Annotated in this window: 16 protein-coding genes; 15 read left to right on the top strand and 1 reads right to left on the bottom strand. The window is 41.7% G+C overall.

Annotation, left to right across the window (positions count from 1 at the left end; all coding sequences use genetic code 11):
• Window positions 1-25 precede the first annotated feature (25 nt).
• From cmk to AC2HW8_RS04285, 4 genes are all read left to right on the top strand, one after another.
• Window positions 26-694 carry a (d)CMP kinase gene (cmk, locus tag AC2HW8_RS04300; protein WP_021884025.1) on the top strand — a complete coding sequence of 223 codons (669 nt, stop codon included), beginning with the start codon at window positions 26-28 and terminating at the stop codon, window positions 692-694.
• Window positions 694-1,329, top strand: a complete 636-nt coding sequence (locus AC2HW8_RS04295) for a lysophospholipid acyltransferase family protein (RefSeq protein ID WP_101069642.1) — start codon at window positions 694-696, stop codon at window positions 1,327-1,329. The genes cmk and AC2HW8_RS04295 overlap by 1 nt, the downstream gene beginning before the upstream one ends.
• Window positions 1,310-3,280: a bifunctional 4-hydroxy-3-methylbut-2-enyl diphosphate reductase/30S ribosomal protein S1 gene (locus AC2HW8_RS04290; RefSeq protein ID WP_484327194.1), complete on the top strand. Its 1,971-nt coding sequence runs from the start codon at window positions 1,310-1,312 to the stop codon at window positions 3,278-3,280. The genes AC2HW8_RS04295 and AC2HW8_RS04290 overlap by 20 nt, the downstream gene beginning before the upstream one ends.
• A gap of 67 nt (window positions 3,281-3,347) precedes the next feature.
• Window positions 3,348-4,676 (top strand): dockerin type I repeat-containing protein, encoded by a 1,329-nt coding sequence (locus tag AC2HW8_RS04285; protein ID WP_484327193.1) that lies wholly within the window; start codon window positions 3,348-3,350, stop codon window positions 4,674-4,676.
• Window positions 4,677-4,732: 56 nt separating this feature from the next.
• Here AC2HW8_RS04285 and AC2HW8_RS04280 read toward each other — a convergent pair whose 3' ends face one another.
• Window positions 4,733-5,467 carry a YebC/PmpR family DNA-binding transcriptional regulator gene (locus AC2HW8_RS04280; RefSeq protein WP_021884021.1) on the bottom strand — a complete coding sequence of 245 codons (735 nt, stop codon included), beginning with the start codon at window positions 5,465-5,467 and terminating at the stop codon, window positions 4,733-4,735.
• 231 nt (window positions 5,468-5,698) lie between these two features.
• Between AC2HW8_RS04280 and AC2HW8_RS04275 the strand changes: the two genes are divergently transcribed.
• From AC2HW8_RS04275 to AC2HW8_RS04225, 11 genes are read left to right on the top strand one after another with little or no spacing between them, the layout of a single operon-like run.
• Complete coding sequence (locus AC2HW8_RS04275; protein ID WP_101069639.1) at window positions 5,699-6,583, top strand: YicC/YloC family endoribonuclease; 885 nt, start codon at window positions 5,699-5,701, stop codon at window positions 6,581-6,583.
• A gap of 9 nt (window positions 6,584-6,592) precedes the next feature.
• Window positions 6,593-6,850 (top strand): DUF370 domain-containing protein, encoded by a 258-nt coding sequence (locus AC2HW8_RS04270; protein ID WP_296177424.1) that lies wholly within the window; start codon window positions 6,593-6,595, stop codon window positions 6,848-6,850.
• On the top strand, window positions 6,840-7,421 hold the full coding sequence (gene gmk, locus AC2HW8_RS04265) for a guanylate kinase (RefSeq protein WP_015523741.1): 582 nt from the start codon (window positions 6,840-6,842) through the stop codon (window positions 7,419-7,421). The genes AC2HW8_RS04270 and gmk overlap by 11 nt, the downstream gene beginning before the upstream one ends.
• Window positions 7,422-7,466: 45 nt before the next feature.
• Window positions 7,467-7,673 carry a DNA-directed RNA polymerase subunit omega gene (gene rpoZ, locus AC2HW8_RS04260; RefSeq protein ID WP_015523742.1) on the top strand — a complete coding sequence of 69 codons (207 nt, stop codon included), beginning with the start codon at window positions 7,467-7,469 and terminating at the stop codon, window positions 7,671-7,673.
• Window positions 7,633-10,110, top strand: a complete 2,478-nt coding sequence (gene priA / locus AC2HW8_RS04255; RefSeq protein WP_242987896.1) for a primosomal protein N' — start codon at window positions 7,633-7,635, stop codon at window positions 10,108-10,110. Before rpoZ ends, priA begins: the two co-directional genes overlap by 41 nt.
• A gap of 16 nt (window positions 10,111-10,126) precedes the next feature.
• Window positions 10,127-10,603 carry a peptide deformylase gene (gene def, locus AC2HW8_RS04250; protein WP_015523744.1) on the top strand — a complete coding sequence of 159 codons (477 nt, stop codon included), beginning with the start codon at window positions 10,127-10,129 and terminating at the stop codon, window positions 10,601-10,603.
• A gap of 15 nt (window positions 10,604-10,618) precedes the next feature.
• Window positions 10,619-11,536 carry a methionyl-tRNA formyltransferase gene (gene fmt, locus AC2HW8_RS04245; protein ID WP_295024768.1) on the top strand — a complete coding sequence of 306 codons (918 nt, stop codon included), beginning with the start codon at window positions 10,619-10,621 and terminating at the stop codon, window positions 11,534-11,536.
• 42 nt (window positions 11,537-11,578) lie between these two features.
• Window positions 11,579-12,283 carry a zinc metallopeptidase gene (locus AC2HW8_RS04240; RefSeq protein ID WP_484327192.1) on the top strand — a complete coding sequence of 235 codons (705 nt, stop codon included), beginning with the start codon at window positions 11,579-11,581 and terminating at the stop codon, window positions 12,281-12,283.
• Window positions 12,284-12,301: 18 nt separating this feature from the next.
• Entirely contained in the window at window positions 12,302-13,642 is a 1,341-nt protein-coding gene (rsmB, locus tag AC2HW8_RS04235) for a 16S rRNA (cytosine(967)-C(5))-methyltransferase RsmB (RefSeq protein WP_046431589.1), read from the top strand.
• Between the two features lie 23 nt (window positions 13,643-13,665).
• Window positions 13,666-14,682 carry a dual-specificity RNA methyltransferase RlmN gene (gene rlmN / locus AC2HW8_RS04230; RefSeq protein ID WP_046431719.1) on the top strand — a complete coding sequence of 339 codons (1,017 nt, stop codon included), beginning with the start codon at window positions 13,666-13,668 and terminating at the stop codon, window positions 14,680-14,682.
• 1 nt (window position 14,683) lies between these two features.
• Window positions 14,684-15,409, top strand: coding sequence for a Stp1/IreP family PP2C-type Ser/Thr phosphatase (locus tag AC2HW8_RS04225; protein WP_046431590.1), 726 nt, complete (start codon window positions 14,684-14,686; stop codon window positions 15,407-15,409).
• Window positions 15,410-15,412: the final 3 nt, after the last annotated feature.

Below are 15,412 nucleotides of genomic sequence, written 5' to 3'. Positions count from 1 at the left end.
ATATTTGATTGAAAGGATGTAATTTATGTCAATAGCAATCGCTTTGGACGGTCCTGCAGGAGCAGGCAAATCCTCAATTGCAAAAAGAGTTGCAAAGGCACTTGACTGTATTTATGTTGATACAGGAGCGCTTTATCGCACAATCGGTCTGTCGGCAACAAGAAACTCCGTAGCTCCCGAAGATGAAAATGCGGTAAAGAATTTGCTTTCAAAAATCACAGTTGACCTAACATTCAATGAAAAGGGCGAGCAGATTGTTCTGCTTGACAACGAAGATGTGTCCGGACTCATCAGAACTCCGGAGGCATCAATGATGGCGTCAAAAATTTCTGCTGTACCGATTGTAAGAGCATATCTTCTTGATTTGCAGAGAAATATGGCAAAGACGCATGATGTAATTATGGACGGCAGAGATATCGGCACGGTTGTGCTGCCCGATGCACAGGTTAAAATTTTTCTTACAGCGTCCCCCGAGGCAAGAGCCGAAAGAAGATATAAGGAGCTTGTTGAAAAGGGTATGAATGTAAAATACGACGACATTTTAAACGATGTAATAACCCGTGACTACAACGATACTCACCGCAAAACAGCTCCGCTCAAGCCTGCCGAGGGTTGCATTACCGTTGACACAACAGAGCTTGATTTTGAGCAGTCGGTTGAAAAAATAATTTCCGTTATAAAGGAGAATATCTGATGGGTCAGTCAAAGGTACTTTATGCAGTCGGCAAAGCTGTTTGCAAGCCTGTTTTCAAACTTTTGTACAGATATAAAACTATAATTGAAGAGCCGCTTCCGCTTGTTGGAGGCATGATTATTGCAAGTAACCATATATCAAATTCAGATCCGGTTCTTCTCGGTTTGTCGCAGAAAAAGCGCAGACTGTTCTTTATGGCAAAAATTGAACTTTTTAAAAATAAATTCTTCGGTGCGTTAATCCGTGCGCTCGGTGCATTCCCCGTTGAAAGGGGTGCAGGTGACGGCAAGGCTATCAAGACAGGCGAAGACCTTATCCGTGACGGCGAGATTATGACAATCTTTATTGAGGGCGGTCGTTCCAAAACAGGCGAACTTATGCGCCCCCGCAGCGGATGCGCTCTTGTTGCACAGCAGATGCAGGTCCCTGTTGTGCCTGCCTGCATCACAATTGTAGGAAACAAAAAGCATACATTTGCAAAGAGAGTTATCCACTTCGGCAAACCTCTCACACCCGAAAAGCTCGGACTTACTCCGGACAGCGGAAGACGGGAGCTTAAAGGTGCAACAACCATGATCATGGATGAAATCAAAAGAATGAGGGAGCAGGATTTAATTGAGTATAAAAAAGGCTGATTCGGCAGGATTCTGCTTTGGCGTCAACCGTGCAATCAATATCGTAAATGAACTGCTTGAAAAAGGAATAAAGGTTGCAACCCTCGGACCTATTATCCACAATATGGAAATGGTTCACGAGCTTGAAGAAAGAGGATGCACTCCCGTTAAAGCAGTTGACGAGCTTACTGACGATACAACGCTTGTAATCCGTTCACACGGAGTTGAAAAAAGCGTTATTGATTCTCTTGTAAAAAGAGGAATTAACTTTGAGGACGCAACGTGTCCTTTTGTTAAAAAAATCCACAAGATTGTATCAAACACAAACCCTGAAAATGATGTCGTTTTAATTGCAGGAAACAAAAATCATCCCGAGGTTTGCGGTATAATAGGTCATTGTGCAAGTGATTGTTACACATTTAATAACGAGGAAGAGCTTGATGATTTATTGCCAAATATTCTAAAAGAGAATAATAAACAGGTGCAAATTGTCGCACAGACAACATTTGACACACAAGAATGGAAAAAATGTGTAAAAAAGATAAAAAAGCTATGTACAAATGCAAAAATATTTGATACAATATGTAATGCTACGCAAGTTAGGCAAACCGAAGCTTCTCAGATTGCCGCCGAATCCGACTTTATGGTTGTAATCGGTGACAGGCACAGCTCCAATACGGGAAAGCTTTTTGATATATGCAAAAGACAGTGTGAGAACACGGTTCTCATTGAAACCGCTGCCGAGCTTGATTTAAACAAGGTTTCGGTTGCCGAATCAATCGGCGTAACTGCGGGTGCTTCAACGCCTGCAAGGATAATAAAGGAGGTACTGGATACAATGAGTGAAGTAAAATCCGGTGAAACAAATTTGGAACCATCTTTTGAGGAGATGCTTGAGGAGTCCCTCAAAAACTTTAATACAAACGAGAGGGTAATGGGCACAGTTCTGAGCATAGCTCCCAACGAAGTTCAGGTAGATGTCGGCAGAAAGCAGACAGGCTTTATTCCTGCTTCAGAGCTTTCAAACGATCCTAACGCAAGACCCGAAGATGTAGTTAAAGTAGGCGATGTTATTGAGCTTCTTATTATGAAGACCAATGATCAGGAAGGCACTATCATGCTTTCAAAGCGCAGAGTAGATGCACAGAAGGGTTGGGAAGAGCTCAAAGAAAAGGCAGAGTCACAGGAGGTTCTCTCCGGCAAGGTTACTGAGGCAGTTAAGGGCGGCGTAATCGTTCTTTACAACGGCTCAAGAATCTTTATCCCTGCATCACAGGCAACAGCAACTCGTGAAGAGAGCCTTGAAGACCTCGTAGGTCAGGATGTTGATTTCAGACTTATCGAAGTTTCACAGAACGGCAGACGCAGAAGAGCTATCGGTTCAATCCGCAGCGTACTCAAGGAGCAGAGAGCTGCTCAGCGTGAAGAATTCTGGAAAACCTGCGAAGTTGGCAAGCGTTACAAGGGCGTTGTTAAGTCACTTACAAGCTACGGCGCATTTGTTGACCTCGGCGGCGTGTTCGGCATGATTCACATTTCAGAGCTTTCATGGACACACATTAAGCATCCGAGCGAGGTTGTTAATGTAGGCGATACAGTTGATGTTTACATAAAGGATATCAATGAGGAAACAAAGAAGATTTCTCTCGGCTTCAAGAATGCTGAAGACAATCCGTGGGAAATCCTCAAGAATAACTATCCCGAGGGAACAGTTGTTAAGGCTACAATCGTCGGTCTTACAACATTCGGTGCATTCGCAAACATCATCCCCGGCATTGACGGTCTTATCCATATTTCTCAGATTGCAAACAAGAGAATTGAAAAGCCCGCTGATGTACTCAAGGTTGGCGATGTTGTTGAAGCTAAGATTACTGCAATCGACTTTGACAAGAAGCGTGTAAGCCTTTCAATGCGTGCACTTCTTCCTGAAGACGAGCAGGCACCTGCTAAGTCTGAAGAAGCTGCTGAATAATCAGAACTTTTGTGGGCATCCGAAAGGATGCCCTTTTGTTTTAAATTAATTTAATCGGGTACAGGCTATGAAACGACTGATTTCCCTTGCTGTGGCTGTTATGCTTATCACACTTCTCGGTGTGTGCAGAAGCCGTGCGTATAATGAATACAATCTGACTGACCTTGCCGCTTGTTCGTCTGTAAAAAGTGACAGCAACGGCAAGGGCGGATTTGTGTGCGCATTTTCGGGAAATACAGTGTTTTCAGCAAGGCTTGTGCCCGATTTTTCTGCATACAATTTTTCTGTCGGCGGTCGGATAAGGAGTGTATCACAGAGCGGAAGCTACACTTATGCACTTGTTTTTGACGATGCTTTCACTAATAAATATTCAGTGTATTCTCTTAATCTTGATAACGGAAATGTTTCACAGAACACTTTTGTTGACGAAAATTTTATGACCAATTCCTTTTCGGTAACCGATAATCGCATTTACTATATCAAGACCGACAGCCTGAAATCTTATGTTGCGTGCAGGGATTTTTCCTCTGATAAAAAGTCGAAAATAACTTTTTCAGACAATGTAAACGAGGTTTTTAATAATAACGGAAAGTCATACGCAAGACTTTGTGACGGTTCAATTTACAAGCTTTCACAATCGTCATCAACCTATGTTGCCGATACAGGTGAATTTAAAAATATTTATAACGCAGGAATAAACAGAGTTATAAACGAAGACGGGTTTATTGTTTCGCTGTCAGATAATTCAAGGAATTATGTTTCAAATGCCGCAGCAGAAAATGTTTCGGTATCTGACGGAAAAATATATTCTGCCGTGAATTATCGACTTAATCTGAAAACATCCGAAAAAACAAAAAGCGTGTCAATTCCCGATAGAGCAACTGCTGTTGTATCTTACAAAAATCAATGTGCTGTTTTGCTTGATAACGGAACGGTTCAGGTATTTGGCTCGGGTGATTTTGAAGAAAAGAAAACAAGTGGCAATAAAGGCAGTAACGACAATCACAATTCTTCTAAATCAGATATTCAACCGAATAATTCCGAATACCTGTTTTCTGACGGGATAGTTTACGGGATTTACAGCGGAGAAACCGTTGCCGATTTCAAAAACAAAACTTCTGCCGAAAATGTATATAAGGCGGACGGTACTCTTGCAAAGAGCGGAAAGCTGAAAACAGGCTTTACTGCCGTTATAGATTCAAAGACTTATGTTATTGCAGTTTGCGGAGATGTGACGGGTGAGGGCAATGTAAATTCAAAGGATGTCACGCTTTTGCAAAAATACCTCTGTGATAATGCAGAATTAGACGGTGCATACCTCAAAGCCGCCGATTTTAACCTTGACGGCGAAGCAGATAACCGTGACCTTGTCTTAATTTCAAGACAAAAAAATTGACAAAACAAAAACCGCCCCAATCGGAGCGGTTTAATTTTTTTCAAAAATAAACTTTATCAGTCCATTTCCCAGTTGTGCCATACATTCTGGATATCATCGTTATCCTCGAACATATCAAGCATTTTCTGCATCTTAGTTGCAGTTTCTTCGTCCTCAAGCTTTGTATATGTGCTTGGAACCATTTCAATTTCAGCAGAAACGAATGTGTAGCCGAGCTTTTCAAGCTCATCTCTTACAGCGCCGAAATCATCTGTTTCTGTGTAAATTGTAAATACATCGTCGTCAGCCTCAAAGTCTGATGCACCGCACTCAAGAGCATCGCTCATCACGGTATCCTCATCCTTTTCAAGGTCCTCACGCTCAATAACGAGAACGCCCTTCTTTGAGAACATAAAGCTTACACAGCCCTGTGTACCCATATTGCCGCCGAATTTATCAAAGTAATGTCTTACTTCGCCTGCTGTTCTGTTTCTGTTGTCTGTAAGTGCCTCAACAATTACGGCAACGCCGTTTGGACCGTAGCCCTCATATGTAACAGCCTCGTAGTTTGTTGAATCTGCATCGCTTGACGCCTTCTTGATGATTCTTTCAATGTTGTCGTTAGGTACATTTGCAGCCTTTGCTTTTGCAATACAATCCTTGAGTTTTGAGTTAACGGAAGGATCGGCACTTCCGCCATCCTTGATTGCAACAATAAGTTCTCTGCCGATTTTTGTAAATACTTTAGCTCTTGCGGCATCGTTCTTACCTTTTTTCTGCTTGATTGTACTCCATTTGTTATGTCCTGACATTAATATCATTCCTTTGTCAATAAAGTATAATTATCTTATTAAGTATATCACACACACCTTTGTGATGTAAATAAAAAAAGTTATTACAGTTTTGTAATAACTCCATTGTCAAATATCGCCTGTGGTGCTATAATCTATGTTGTAGAAAACAAATGCCGATAAATTTGATGTAAATATAAAAAAATAAAGCTTAAATGTCGAAAATATAATTTTACGAAGGGAGTTTTTGAAATGATCAGATCTATGACGGGTTTCGGAAGATGTGAAACCGTTATCAACGGCCGGGAGATTACCGTTGAAATCAAAAGCGTGAATCACCGCTATTTTGAATTTTCCTGCAGAACCCCAAGAAGTTACGGATTTCTTGACGACAAACTTAAAAACTATGTAAATTCAAGGGTTTCACGAGGCAAGATTGATATGTTCGTATCAATCGGTGCGTCCGATGAAGAACCCTGTGATGTAACTGTTAATCATCAGCTTGTTTCGGGATATATCAACGCTTTTAAGGAAATCAGTGAAAAGTACGATATTCCGAATGATGTCTCAACAGTTTCACTTTCACGCTTTCCCGATGTTTTTACGGTTCACAAAGCGCCTGAGGACGAGGATCAAATTACTGCCGATGTTCTTTCAGCCGCAAAGATAGCAGTTGATGCTTTTGTTGCAATGCGTGAAACAGAGGGCGAGAAGATGAAAGAGGACATTCTTTCAAGAGCCAACACAATTCTTTCTGTTGTAGGTGAAATTGAGGAGCGTTCTCCGCAGACTGTTGCCGAGTATGAACAAAGACTTATGGAACGCATCAAGCAGACGCTTGCTGAAAATGATGTCAAGGTTGATGAGCAGAGGGTTCTCACAGAGGTTGCCGTATTTGCGGATAAGGTAGCCGTTGCGGAGGAAACCGTAAGACTTCGCAGCCACTTTGACCAGCTTTCAAAGTTCCTTGAATATGACGAGCCTGTCGGCAGAAAAATTGACTTTATCATTCAGGAAATGAACCGTGAGTCAAATACAATCGGTTCAAAGGTTCAGGATGCAATTCTTGCACATAAGGTTGTTGACATCAAGAGTGAGATTGAAAAAATCCGTGAACAGGTTCAGAATATCGAATAAGGTGAACAGATGAAGCTTATTAATATCGGTTTTGGTAATCTTGTCAGCTCCGACAAGATTGTTGCAGTAGTTGCTCCGGAATCTGCTCCCGTAAAGCGAATTGTTCAGGATGCAAAACAGAACAATCTGCTTATTGATGCAACCTGCGGACGAAAATGCAAATCGGTGATTGTTGCCGAGAATAATCATGTTATTCTCTCGGCAATTTCATGTGAGGCAATTCAGAACAGAACGGACGAAAGTGAGGAAAACAAGGATGAGCATTAACAGAAAAGGAAATCTTATTTTGTTTACCGGTTCATCGGGTGTAGGCAAGGGTACAATAATCAAGGAACTTCTTGACCGTGACAAAAATATCCGTCTTTCGGTTTCAAACACAACAAGAGAACCGAGAGAGGGAGAGATTGACGGGGTTCATTATAACTTTTTGACAAGAGAACAGTTCAACGATGTTCTGAAAAAAGACGGCTATCTTGAACATGCAGAGTTTTGCGGTAATCTCTACGGTACACCTAAAAAGCAGGTTGAAGATATGCTCAATCAGGGTTATGATGTTCTGCTTGAGATTGAGGTCAAGGGCGGACTTCAGATTCTTGATAAATATCCCGACATTCTCAGTATATTCATTCTTCCGCCTTCAATGGAGTCGCTTGAAAGACGACTTCGCAGAAGAGGTACAGAGGATGAAGAAACTATTCGGAAAAGGCTTGCACAGGCTGCCGAGGAAATCAGCTACAAGGACAGATATAAGTACAATGTGGTAAACGGCGACCTTGAAACAGCAATAAATGAGGTTCTCGATATTCTTCATAAAGAGGATGAAAACCTCATTAAATAATATACAAAGAAAATTAACATAAAATATTTTAAGAGGAGAATTATTATGCATAAAGTTGATGTGGATTCATTATTACAGGGTAAGCAGAGTAAGTACGCACTTGTTGTAGGTGTTGCAAAAAGAGCAAGAGAAATTACTCAGACTTTTGAAGAGGAACAGATTGTAACAGAGGATAAGCCTGTTCTTATCGCAATCAAGGAAATCGAAGGTCATGAAATCAACATTCTTGAGCCTGACGAAGATGAACTCTGATTTAACAGTCAAAGTTGCCGTTGAAAACACAACATATGTTTTCGACAAATTATTTGACTACCTTGTACCGTCTGCCTTTACCGATTTGGTTCAGGTCGGCAAAAGGGTTCTCGTTCCGTTCGGCAGAGGCAACAAAAAGAAACAGGGAATAATTTTTGAGCTTTCTCCCGTGAGTAATGACATTTCGGTTGAAAAGCTCAAAAGCATTTGTTCCGTTCTTGATGACGAACCTGTCCTGTCAAAAGAACTTTTGAAGCTTGCCGAGTTTATGAAAGAGCATTATTTCTGCACCTATTATGATGCGGTAAAAACAATGCTCCCTGCGGGTATAAATTACAAAATCACAACGCTTTACGGTGTTCGTGAGGGTGTAGATGAAGAAGAGCTTTCCGAGGAACAGCAAAGAATTTTTGCTTACCTTCATTCAAAAAGAAAAGCCGTAAAGTCCGATAAAATTCTTGACGATTTCGGATTAGATAACACGGTTATTCTTGAAGATATGGTAAAGTCGGGATATCTTTACAAATCAGATGAGGCTTTCAGAAAGGTTTCGGATGCGGTTATGAAAATGGCTGCTCCGACCGAACTTGCCGACAGCGACAATATCAAGCTTACCGAAAAGCAGAAAGCCGTTCTCGACCTTATCAAAATGACAGGCGGAACTTCCGTTAAAGAGGTTTGTTACTTCACGGGTGTCACAACAGGCGTTACGGACGCACTTTATAAAAAAGGTCTTATCTACTACTATGACGAAGAAGTGTTCCGTATTGAGGACAGGACGAAGGACGAAAGTCTTGCCCCTGTTGCGTTGTCAAAACAACAGCAGACAGCCTGCGATAACCTCTATGCCGAATATGCCGATTCAAAACCGCATACAAGCCTTTTGTTCGGTGTTACAGGTTCGGGAAAAACAAGCGTTTTTATGAAACTGATTGAGCGTGTAATAAACGATAACAAGGGAATCATCGTTATGGTGCCTGAAATTTCGCTTACACCGCAGTTTGTTTCAACCTTTTCAAAGCGTTTCGGAGAGCAGATTGCCGTATTTCACAGCGCACTTTCACTCGGTGAAAGGCTTGATGAATACAAGCGTGTAAAAAAAGGTCTTGCAAAAATCGTTATAGGAACACGAAGTGCCGTGTTTGCTCCGTTTGAAAAAGTCGGTCTTATCATAATGGACGAGGAACAGGAGTACAGCTATAAGTCTGAAAGCTCCCCCAGATATCATGCAAGAGAAATCGCAAAATTCAGATGCAGCTACGATAATGCCTTGCTTGTTTTAAGCTCGGCAACTCCGTCGGTTGAATCCTACTACTACGCAAAAAACGGAAGATATTCGCTTAACACGCTCACCGAGAGATACGGCGATGCGGTTTTGCCGAAGGTTGTTGTCGCAGACATGAATGTTGAACAGCAAAACGGCAATGTAACGGGATTTTCCGAAACCTTGCTTGAAAATCTGCGCTATAATCTTGAAAATAACAAGCAGTCAATTCTGCTTTTAAACAGACGGGGATACAACACCTTTGTAACCTGCCGAATGTGCGGTGAACCTGTTGTGTGTCCCAACTGTTCAATATCGCTCACATATCACAGCGCCAACCGCAGAATGATGTGTCACTACTGCGGATATTCCGTGCCTTATACGGAAGAATGTCCGTCCTGCCACAGCAAATCTTTAAGATTTGGCGGAACCGGCACTCAAAAGGCTGAAAGTGAAATTTCAGAGCTTTTTCCCGATGCAAGAATATTGCGTATGGATACCGACGCAACATCTTCAAAATCATCCTATGAAAAGATGATAACGGCATTTGCAGACGGTAAGTACGATATTCTTGTGGGAACACAAATGGTTGCAAAGGGACTCGATTTTCCCAATGTGACGCTTGTGGGTGTCCTCAACACTGACTATATGCTGTATGCCGATGATTACAGAAGCTACGAAAGAACATTTTCTCTTTTAACTCAGGTAGTCGGCAGAAGCGGCAGAGGTGCGTCAAAGGGTATGGCTGTTATTCAGTCCTACACTCCCGACAACCTCATAATCTCTATGGCGGCAAGGCAGGATTATCTTGCCTTTTACAGCACCGAAATTCAGGTCAGAAAAGCAATGCTTTATCCGCCTTTTGCGGATATCTGTCTTATCGGCTTTTCGGGTGAAAAACAGCAGCTTACAATGAAAGCGGCTAACAGCTTTTTGCAGTGCTTTGTCAGTCACGCAAGAAGCGAATACCCTGCCATGCCTTTGAGAATACTCGGTCCGTCACCTGCAAATGTTGTGAAAGTGAGCAACAAATTCAGATATAAACTTATAATAAAATGTAAAAATAACCGTGATTTCAGAGGACTGCTCTCAGCGGTTATGACAGAATTCGGAAAGAATAAGGAATTTGGAAAGGTCAGTACATATGCGGATATGAACGCTCTGACCTTTTAGCGAAAGGATATAATTTATGGCTTTAAGACAAATTGTAAAAGAGGGCGACAGCGTTCTCACAAAAAAATGCAGACCTGTCGTAAAGTTTGATGACCGCCTTGCAGATCTTATTGACGATATGATTGAAACCTTGCACAAGGCTGAGGGAGTGGGACTTGCCGCTCCTCAGGTCGGAATTTTAAGAAGAGTTGTGGTTATTGATGTCGGCGAAGGTCCGATTGAGCTTGTAAACCCGAAAATCATCGCTTACAGCGGCAAGCAGGAAACTCTTGAGGGTTGTCTTTCAATTCCCGGCAAGTGGGGTTACACAGTAAGACCTGATTATGTAAAGGTTAAGGCTCAGGACAGACACGGTGACGAATTTGTTATTGACGGCAAGGATTTGCTTGCAAAGGCTTTTTGTCACGAACTCGACCATCTTGAGGGAATTCTCTTTACTCAGGTTGCAACAAGAATGTTGACTCCTGCCGAAATTGAAGAAATGAATAGCTGATAAACAGGTGAAGATATGAAAATAATTTATATGGGTACTCCGGATTTTGCCGTACCTGCACTCAAGGCTCTTGCAAATTCGGAACATGAGGTTTGTGCCGTGTTTACACAACCCGACAAGCCGAGGGGAAGAAAGATGATAATGACTCCTCCCGATGTCAAGGTGTGCGCAGAAAAGCTGAACATTCCCGTGTATCAGCCCGAAACCTTTAAGGACGGCAAACCTCTTGAAATTATCAATAAATATAATCCCGATGCCATTGTTGTTGCGGCTTACGGAAAAATTCTTCCCAAGTCGGTTCTTGACTCTGCAAAGTACGGTTGCATCAATCTTCACGGCTCGCTTTTGCCTAAATACAGAGGCGCATCTCCTATTCAGCAGAGCGTATTAAACGGTGACAGGGAAACCGGTGTAACGGCTATGCAAATGGATGTCGGACTTGACACAGGTGACATTCTGAAAGTTGTCAAAACGGAAATCGGTGTGAACGAAACCTCGGGAGAGCTTTTTGACCGTCTTTCTCTTATGGGCGGAGAGCTTATTCTTGACACCCTTTCTGCTCTTGAAAAGGGCGAAATCACTCCGATTAAGCAGGACGAAAGCCTTGCAACTCACACTTCAAAAATTGACAAATCACTTTGTCCGATTGATTTTACAAAACCGGCCTTTGAGGTGCATAATAAAATCAGAGGACTTAATCCGTGGCCGATTGCCACAACCGAAATTAACGGTAAAAAGATAAAGGTTCACTCTTCTTTGCTCTGTGAAAAGAGCGGAAAAGCGGGAACTGTAATCAGTACAAAACCGCTGATTGTTGCCTGCGGTGAAAAGTCGGTTGAGCTTTGTGAAATTCAGCCTGAGGGCAAAAAGAAAATGACCGCCGAGGCATTCCTTGCCGGCCACAGGCTTTCTGTCGGCGATGTAATCGGTTAAAAATTCCCGTCTGCAATATGCAGACAGAAAGGTGTTTGATTTATGGGCTTCTTTTACGGATTTGATATGACCTATCTTGTGTTTATTGTTCCTTGTATCATAATAACATTGATTTGTCAGGTCAAAGTTAAAACAACTTTTTCAAAATATTCACAGATAAGAAATTCAAGAAATATGACAGGCGCTCAGGCGGCTGAATATGTTCTTCATCAGCACGGTGTAACAGGTGTCAGAATTGAACATGTTGCAGGCAGTATGACAGACCATTTTGACCCGAGAACAAATGTAATCAGACTTTCCGACACGGTTTTTAACAGCACCTCCGTTGCGGCTGTAGGCGTTGCCTGTCATGAGGCAGGTCATGCAGTTCAGCACGCAGAAAATTATCTGCCTAACAGAATCCGTTCGTTTATTCTTCCTGTTGCAAGACTCGGTTCAAGCCTCAGTTGGATTTTTATTATAGTCGGTTTTTGCTTTACACAGAGAGTAGGTTTTGTATTTCTTTATATAGGTATAATCCTGTTTGCGCTTTCTGTACTCTTTACAATCGCAACACTTCCCGTAGAGTTTAATGCATCAAAAAGAGCGCTTGAAACAATCAGAAACGGTGATCTTCTTTACGGTGAAGAATACACAGGAGCAAAGAGAGTGCTTCAGGCAGCCGCAATGACATATGTTGCAGCGGCTCTTACTGCAATTATGCAGCTTTTAAGATTAATTATAATTGCGAACAATCGCAGAAGATAATTTATTTTGGAGATTAAAATGGCAAACACACGCAATATTGCACTGAATGTGCTGCTTAAAATTGAAAATGAGGGAGCATATTCAAATATTGCTTTGAATAATGCCATAAAGGAAAACCGTCTTTCGGGTGTTGACAGCTCTTTTGTGTCAGCACTCGTTTACGGCGTTCTGGAAAGAAGAATTACGCTTGATTATATTATCAGGTCTTATTCTAAAATTCCGTTAAGGAAAATTGAAACAAAAACAAAAAATATTCTTCGCCTTGGAATACTCCAGCTTTTGTTTATGGACAAAGTTCCCGACAGTGCGGCAGTCAACGAAAGCGTTAATCTTGCCAAAAAGCACAAACTTCAGAAATCATCGGGTTTCATAAACGGAATTCTTCGTAATATCACAAGGGCAGAGGATAAATATACATTACCCGATGAAAAGGACAGGGCTCGATATCTTTCGGTAAAATATTCTGTTCCCGAAAATATTGTGAAATTGTGGGTTAATTCTTACGGAGAAAATAATGCCGAACAGCTTTTGGCATCTCTTAACGGCAGAGCCAAAATCTGTTGTCGTGTTAATCCCCTCAGAACAGATGCAGACACATTAATTAAGAAATTATCCGATGAGGGCGTTGTTGCGGAGAAAATTCCCTTTATTGACAACGCACTCTATCTTGAAAATACAGGCTCGGTTGAAAGACTCAGAGCGTACAAGTCCGGACTTTTTCATATTCAGGATGCGTCAAGCCAGCTTTGTGTGAATTTTCTTGACGCAAAGCCTCGCAATATTATGCTTGATGTATGTTCCGCACCGGGCGGAAAGTCGTTTTCGGCGGCTCAGTATATGAACAACCGTGGCAGAATTTTTTCCTGTGATATGTTCGACCATAAGCTGAAACTGATTTCGGCAGGTGCTAAAAGGCTTGGCATCACTTGTATTTCAACGCTTCTGCGTGATGCGTCAACCAATGACACGGCACTTCCTGTGGCGGACAGAATCCTCTGCGATGTTCCGTGCAGCGGTCTTGGAATCATGTCAAGAAAGCCCGAAATCAGATACAAGGATGACCTTATTTCCAATGATTTGCCGGATTTGCAGTACAGGATTCTCTGCGCAAGTGCGGATAATCTTGCAGTAGGCGGTAAGCTTGTCTATTCTACCTGTACATTGAATCCTGATGAAAACAATAAAAACACAAAGCGTTTTCTTAAGGAACATCCCGATTTTTACGGAATACCGTTAAAACTTCCAAACGGAATTACCCGTGCATTTGATGAAGAACCATACGAAATAACACTTATGCCGCACACCTGCGGAACAGACGGATTTTACATCAGCTTATTCGGAAAGAAGGCGTCAAATTGAATAATTTAACGGATATCAAGTCAATGACGCTTGATGAGCTGACTGAATTTGTCACAGAAAACGGTTTTCCAAAATTCAGAGCAAAGCAGATTTATGATTGGTTGTACAAAAATGTGACCGATTTTGACAATATGCGTAACATTCCTGCCGATTTAAAGGCTTTTTTGAAATCAAGTAGTTACATTTCTGTTGCAAATATTGAAAAAAAACTTGTTTCAAGGTATGATAAAACAGTCAAGTACCTTTTTTCGTTTAATGACGGCGAATGTGTAGAGTCTGTTGTAATGAGTTACAAGCACGGATATTCAATCTGTATCTCAACACAGGTTGGCTGTAAAATGGGTTGTACATTTTGTGCAACAGGCAAAAGCGGTTTTTCACGGAGTCTTGTACCGTCGGAAATGCTCGGACAGATTGAGGCCGCACAGCGTGACCTTAACATAAGAATTTCTAACATTGTTCTTATGGGAATGGGTGAACCGCTTGATAATTTTGATAATGTTGTAAAATTTCTCCGACTTGTTTCGTCAGACAACGGTCTTAACATTGGAATGCGACATATTACCCTTTCAACCTGCGGTATAGTTCCGAAAATTTATGAACTTGCAAAACTTCATCTCGGAATAACGCTTTCCGTTTCATTACACGCGCCGAACGATGAGATAAGGCAGCAAACAATGCCCATTGCAAAAAAATATTCTATTGAAGAATTATTAAAGGCTTGTTCAGATTATTTCAAAACAACAGGTCGCAGAGTTACATTTGAATACTCTATGATAAGCGGAGTTAATGACAGCGATGAAAACGCAAGAGAGCTTGCAAAACGACTTGAGGGTACACAAAGCCATGTTAATCTGATCCCCGTCAATACTGTTGAGGGAACAGGCTACTTAAAAAGCAATATTAAAAGACAGCAGGCATTCATAAATATTCTTGCTGCTAAAAATATCGGAGCAACCGTGCGCAGAACACTTGGAAGTGACATAAACGCATCGTGCGGTCAGCTCAGAAGAAAGCATATTGAAGAAGGAGGTAAATAACTTGGAAGTATTCAGCAAAAGTGATATCGGACTTGTTCGTAATCAGAATCAGGATGACTGTCGCTTCGGAGTTATTTCTCCCAGCTGTGTCTGGGCAGTTGTGTGTGACGGAATGGGCGGTGCAAACGGCGGTAATATTGCCAGTGCAACGGCAGTTGATTATATCAGCACCAAAATTACCGATTTGTACAAAGATGATATGACCAAGGAGCAGATTGGCGAGCTTATGGCAGAAATTGTTGTCAACGCCAATATGAAAGTATTTGAAATGTCCATGAAAGATCCCGAACTCACGGGTATGGGAACTACATGTGAATTTGTCTTTGTAAAAGATACAACCGTTCATGTTGTTCATGTCGGTGACAGTCGCACATACGCTATCAGAGGCGGTAAAATCAAGCAGCTTACAGAGGATCATTCCGTTGTTCAGGAAATGGTTAGAAGAGGCGAGCTTACATATGAGCAGGCGCAAAATCATCCGAACAAGAACTTTATAACAAGGGCGCTCGGCATAAAACCGTCCGTTCGCCTTGACTATATTGAAGCCAACTTTATTTACGGTGATGTTCTTCTCATCTGTACCGACGGACTTTCAAATTGCGTTACAACAGGAGATATGGTCAAAATCTGCCATGAAAACCGTGGTGAAGGTCTTATCACAAAGCTTGTTGACAAGGCGAAAGACGGCGGAGGTTCTGATAATATCACAGCTACCGTAATTTACTAATGA

The sequence above is a fragment of the Ruminococcoides sp. genome, assembly GCF_057037865.1.
The sequence above is the reverse complement of the archived record's forward strand: the minus strand, read 5'-3'. Positions and strand labels throughout refer to the sequence as shown.

What these genes read in the sequence shown, in the direction of transcription:
- cmk (WP_021884025.1), top strand. Translation starts at nt 26, where the DNA reads ATGTCAATAGCAATCGCTTTGGACGGTCCTGCAGGAGCAGGCAAATCC.
- AC2HW8_RS04295 (WP_101069642.1), top strand. Translation starts at nt 694, where the DNA reads ATGGGTCAGTCAAAGGTACTTTATGCAGTCGGCAAAGCTGTTTGCAAG.
- AC2HW8_RS04285 (WP_484327193.1), top strand. Translation starts at nt 3,348, where the DNA reads ATGAAACGACTGATTTCCCTTGCTGTGGCTGTTATGCTTATCACACTT.
- AC2HW8_RS04280 (WP_021884021.1), bottom strand. Translation starts at nt 5,467, where the DNA reads ATGTCAGGACATAACAAATGGAGTACAATCAAGCAGAAAAAAGGTAAG.
- AC2HW8_RS04275 (WP_101069639.1), top strand. Translation starts at nt 5,699, where the DNA reads ATGATCAGATCTATGACGGGTTTCGGAAGATGTGAAACCGTTATCAAC.
- AC2HW8_RS04270 (WP_296177424.1), top strand. Translation starts at nt 6,593, where the DNA reads ATGAAGCTTATTAATATCGGTTTTGGTAATCTTGTCAGCTCCGACAAG.
- gmk (WP_015523741.1), top strand. Translation starts at nt 6,840, where the DNA reads ATGAGCATTAACAGAAAAGGAAATCTTATTTTGTTTACCGGTTCATCG.
- rpoZ (WP_015523742.1), top strand. Translation starts at nt 7,467, where the DNA reads ATGCATAAAGTTGATGTGGATTCATTATTACAGGGTAAGCAGAGTAAG.
- priA (WP_242987896.1), top strand. Translation starts at nt 7,633, where the DNA reads ATGAAATCAACATTCTTGAGCCTGACGAAGATGAACTCTGATTTAACA.
- def (WP_015523744.1), top strand. Translation starts at nt 10,127, where the DNA reads ATGGCTTTAAGACAAATTGTAAAAGAGGGCGACAGCGTTCTCACAAAA.
- fmt (WP_295024768.1), top strand. Translation starts at nt 10,619, where the DNA reads ATGAAAATAATTTATATGGGTACTCCGGATTTTGCCGTACCTGCACTC.
- AC2HW8_RS04240 (WP_484327192.1), top strand. Translation starts at nt 11,579, where the DNA reads ATGGGCTTCTTTTACGGATTTGATATGACCTATCTTGTGTTTATTGTT.
- rsmB (WP_046431589.1), top strand. Translation starts at nt 12,302, where the DNA reads ATGGCAAACACACGCAATATTGCACTGAATGTGCTGCTTAAAATTGAA.
- rlmN (WP_046431719.1), top strand. Translation starts at nt 13,666, where the DNA reads ATGACGCTTGATGAGCTGACTGAATTTGTCACAGAAAACGGTTTTCCA.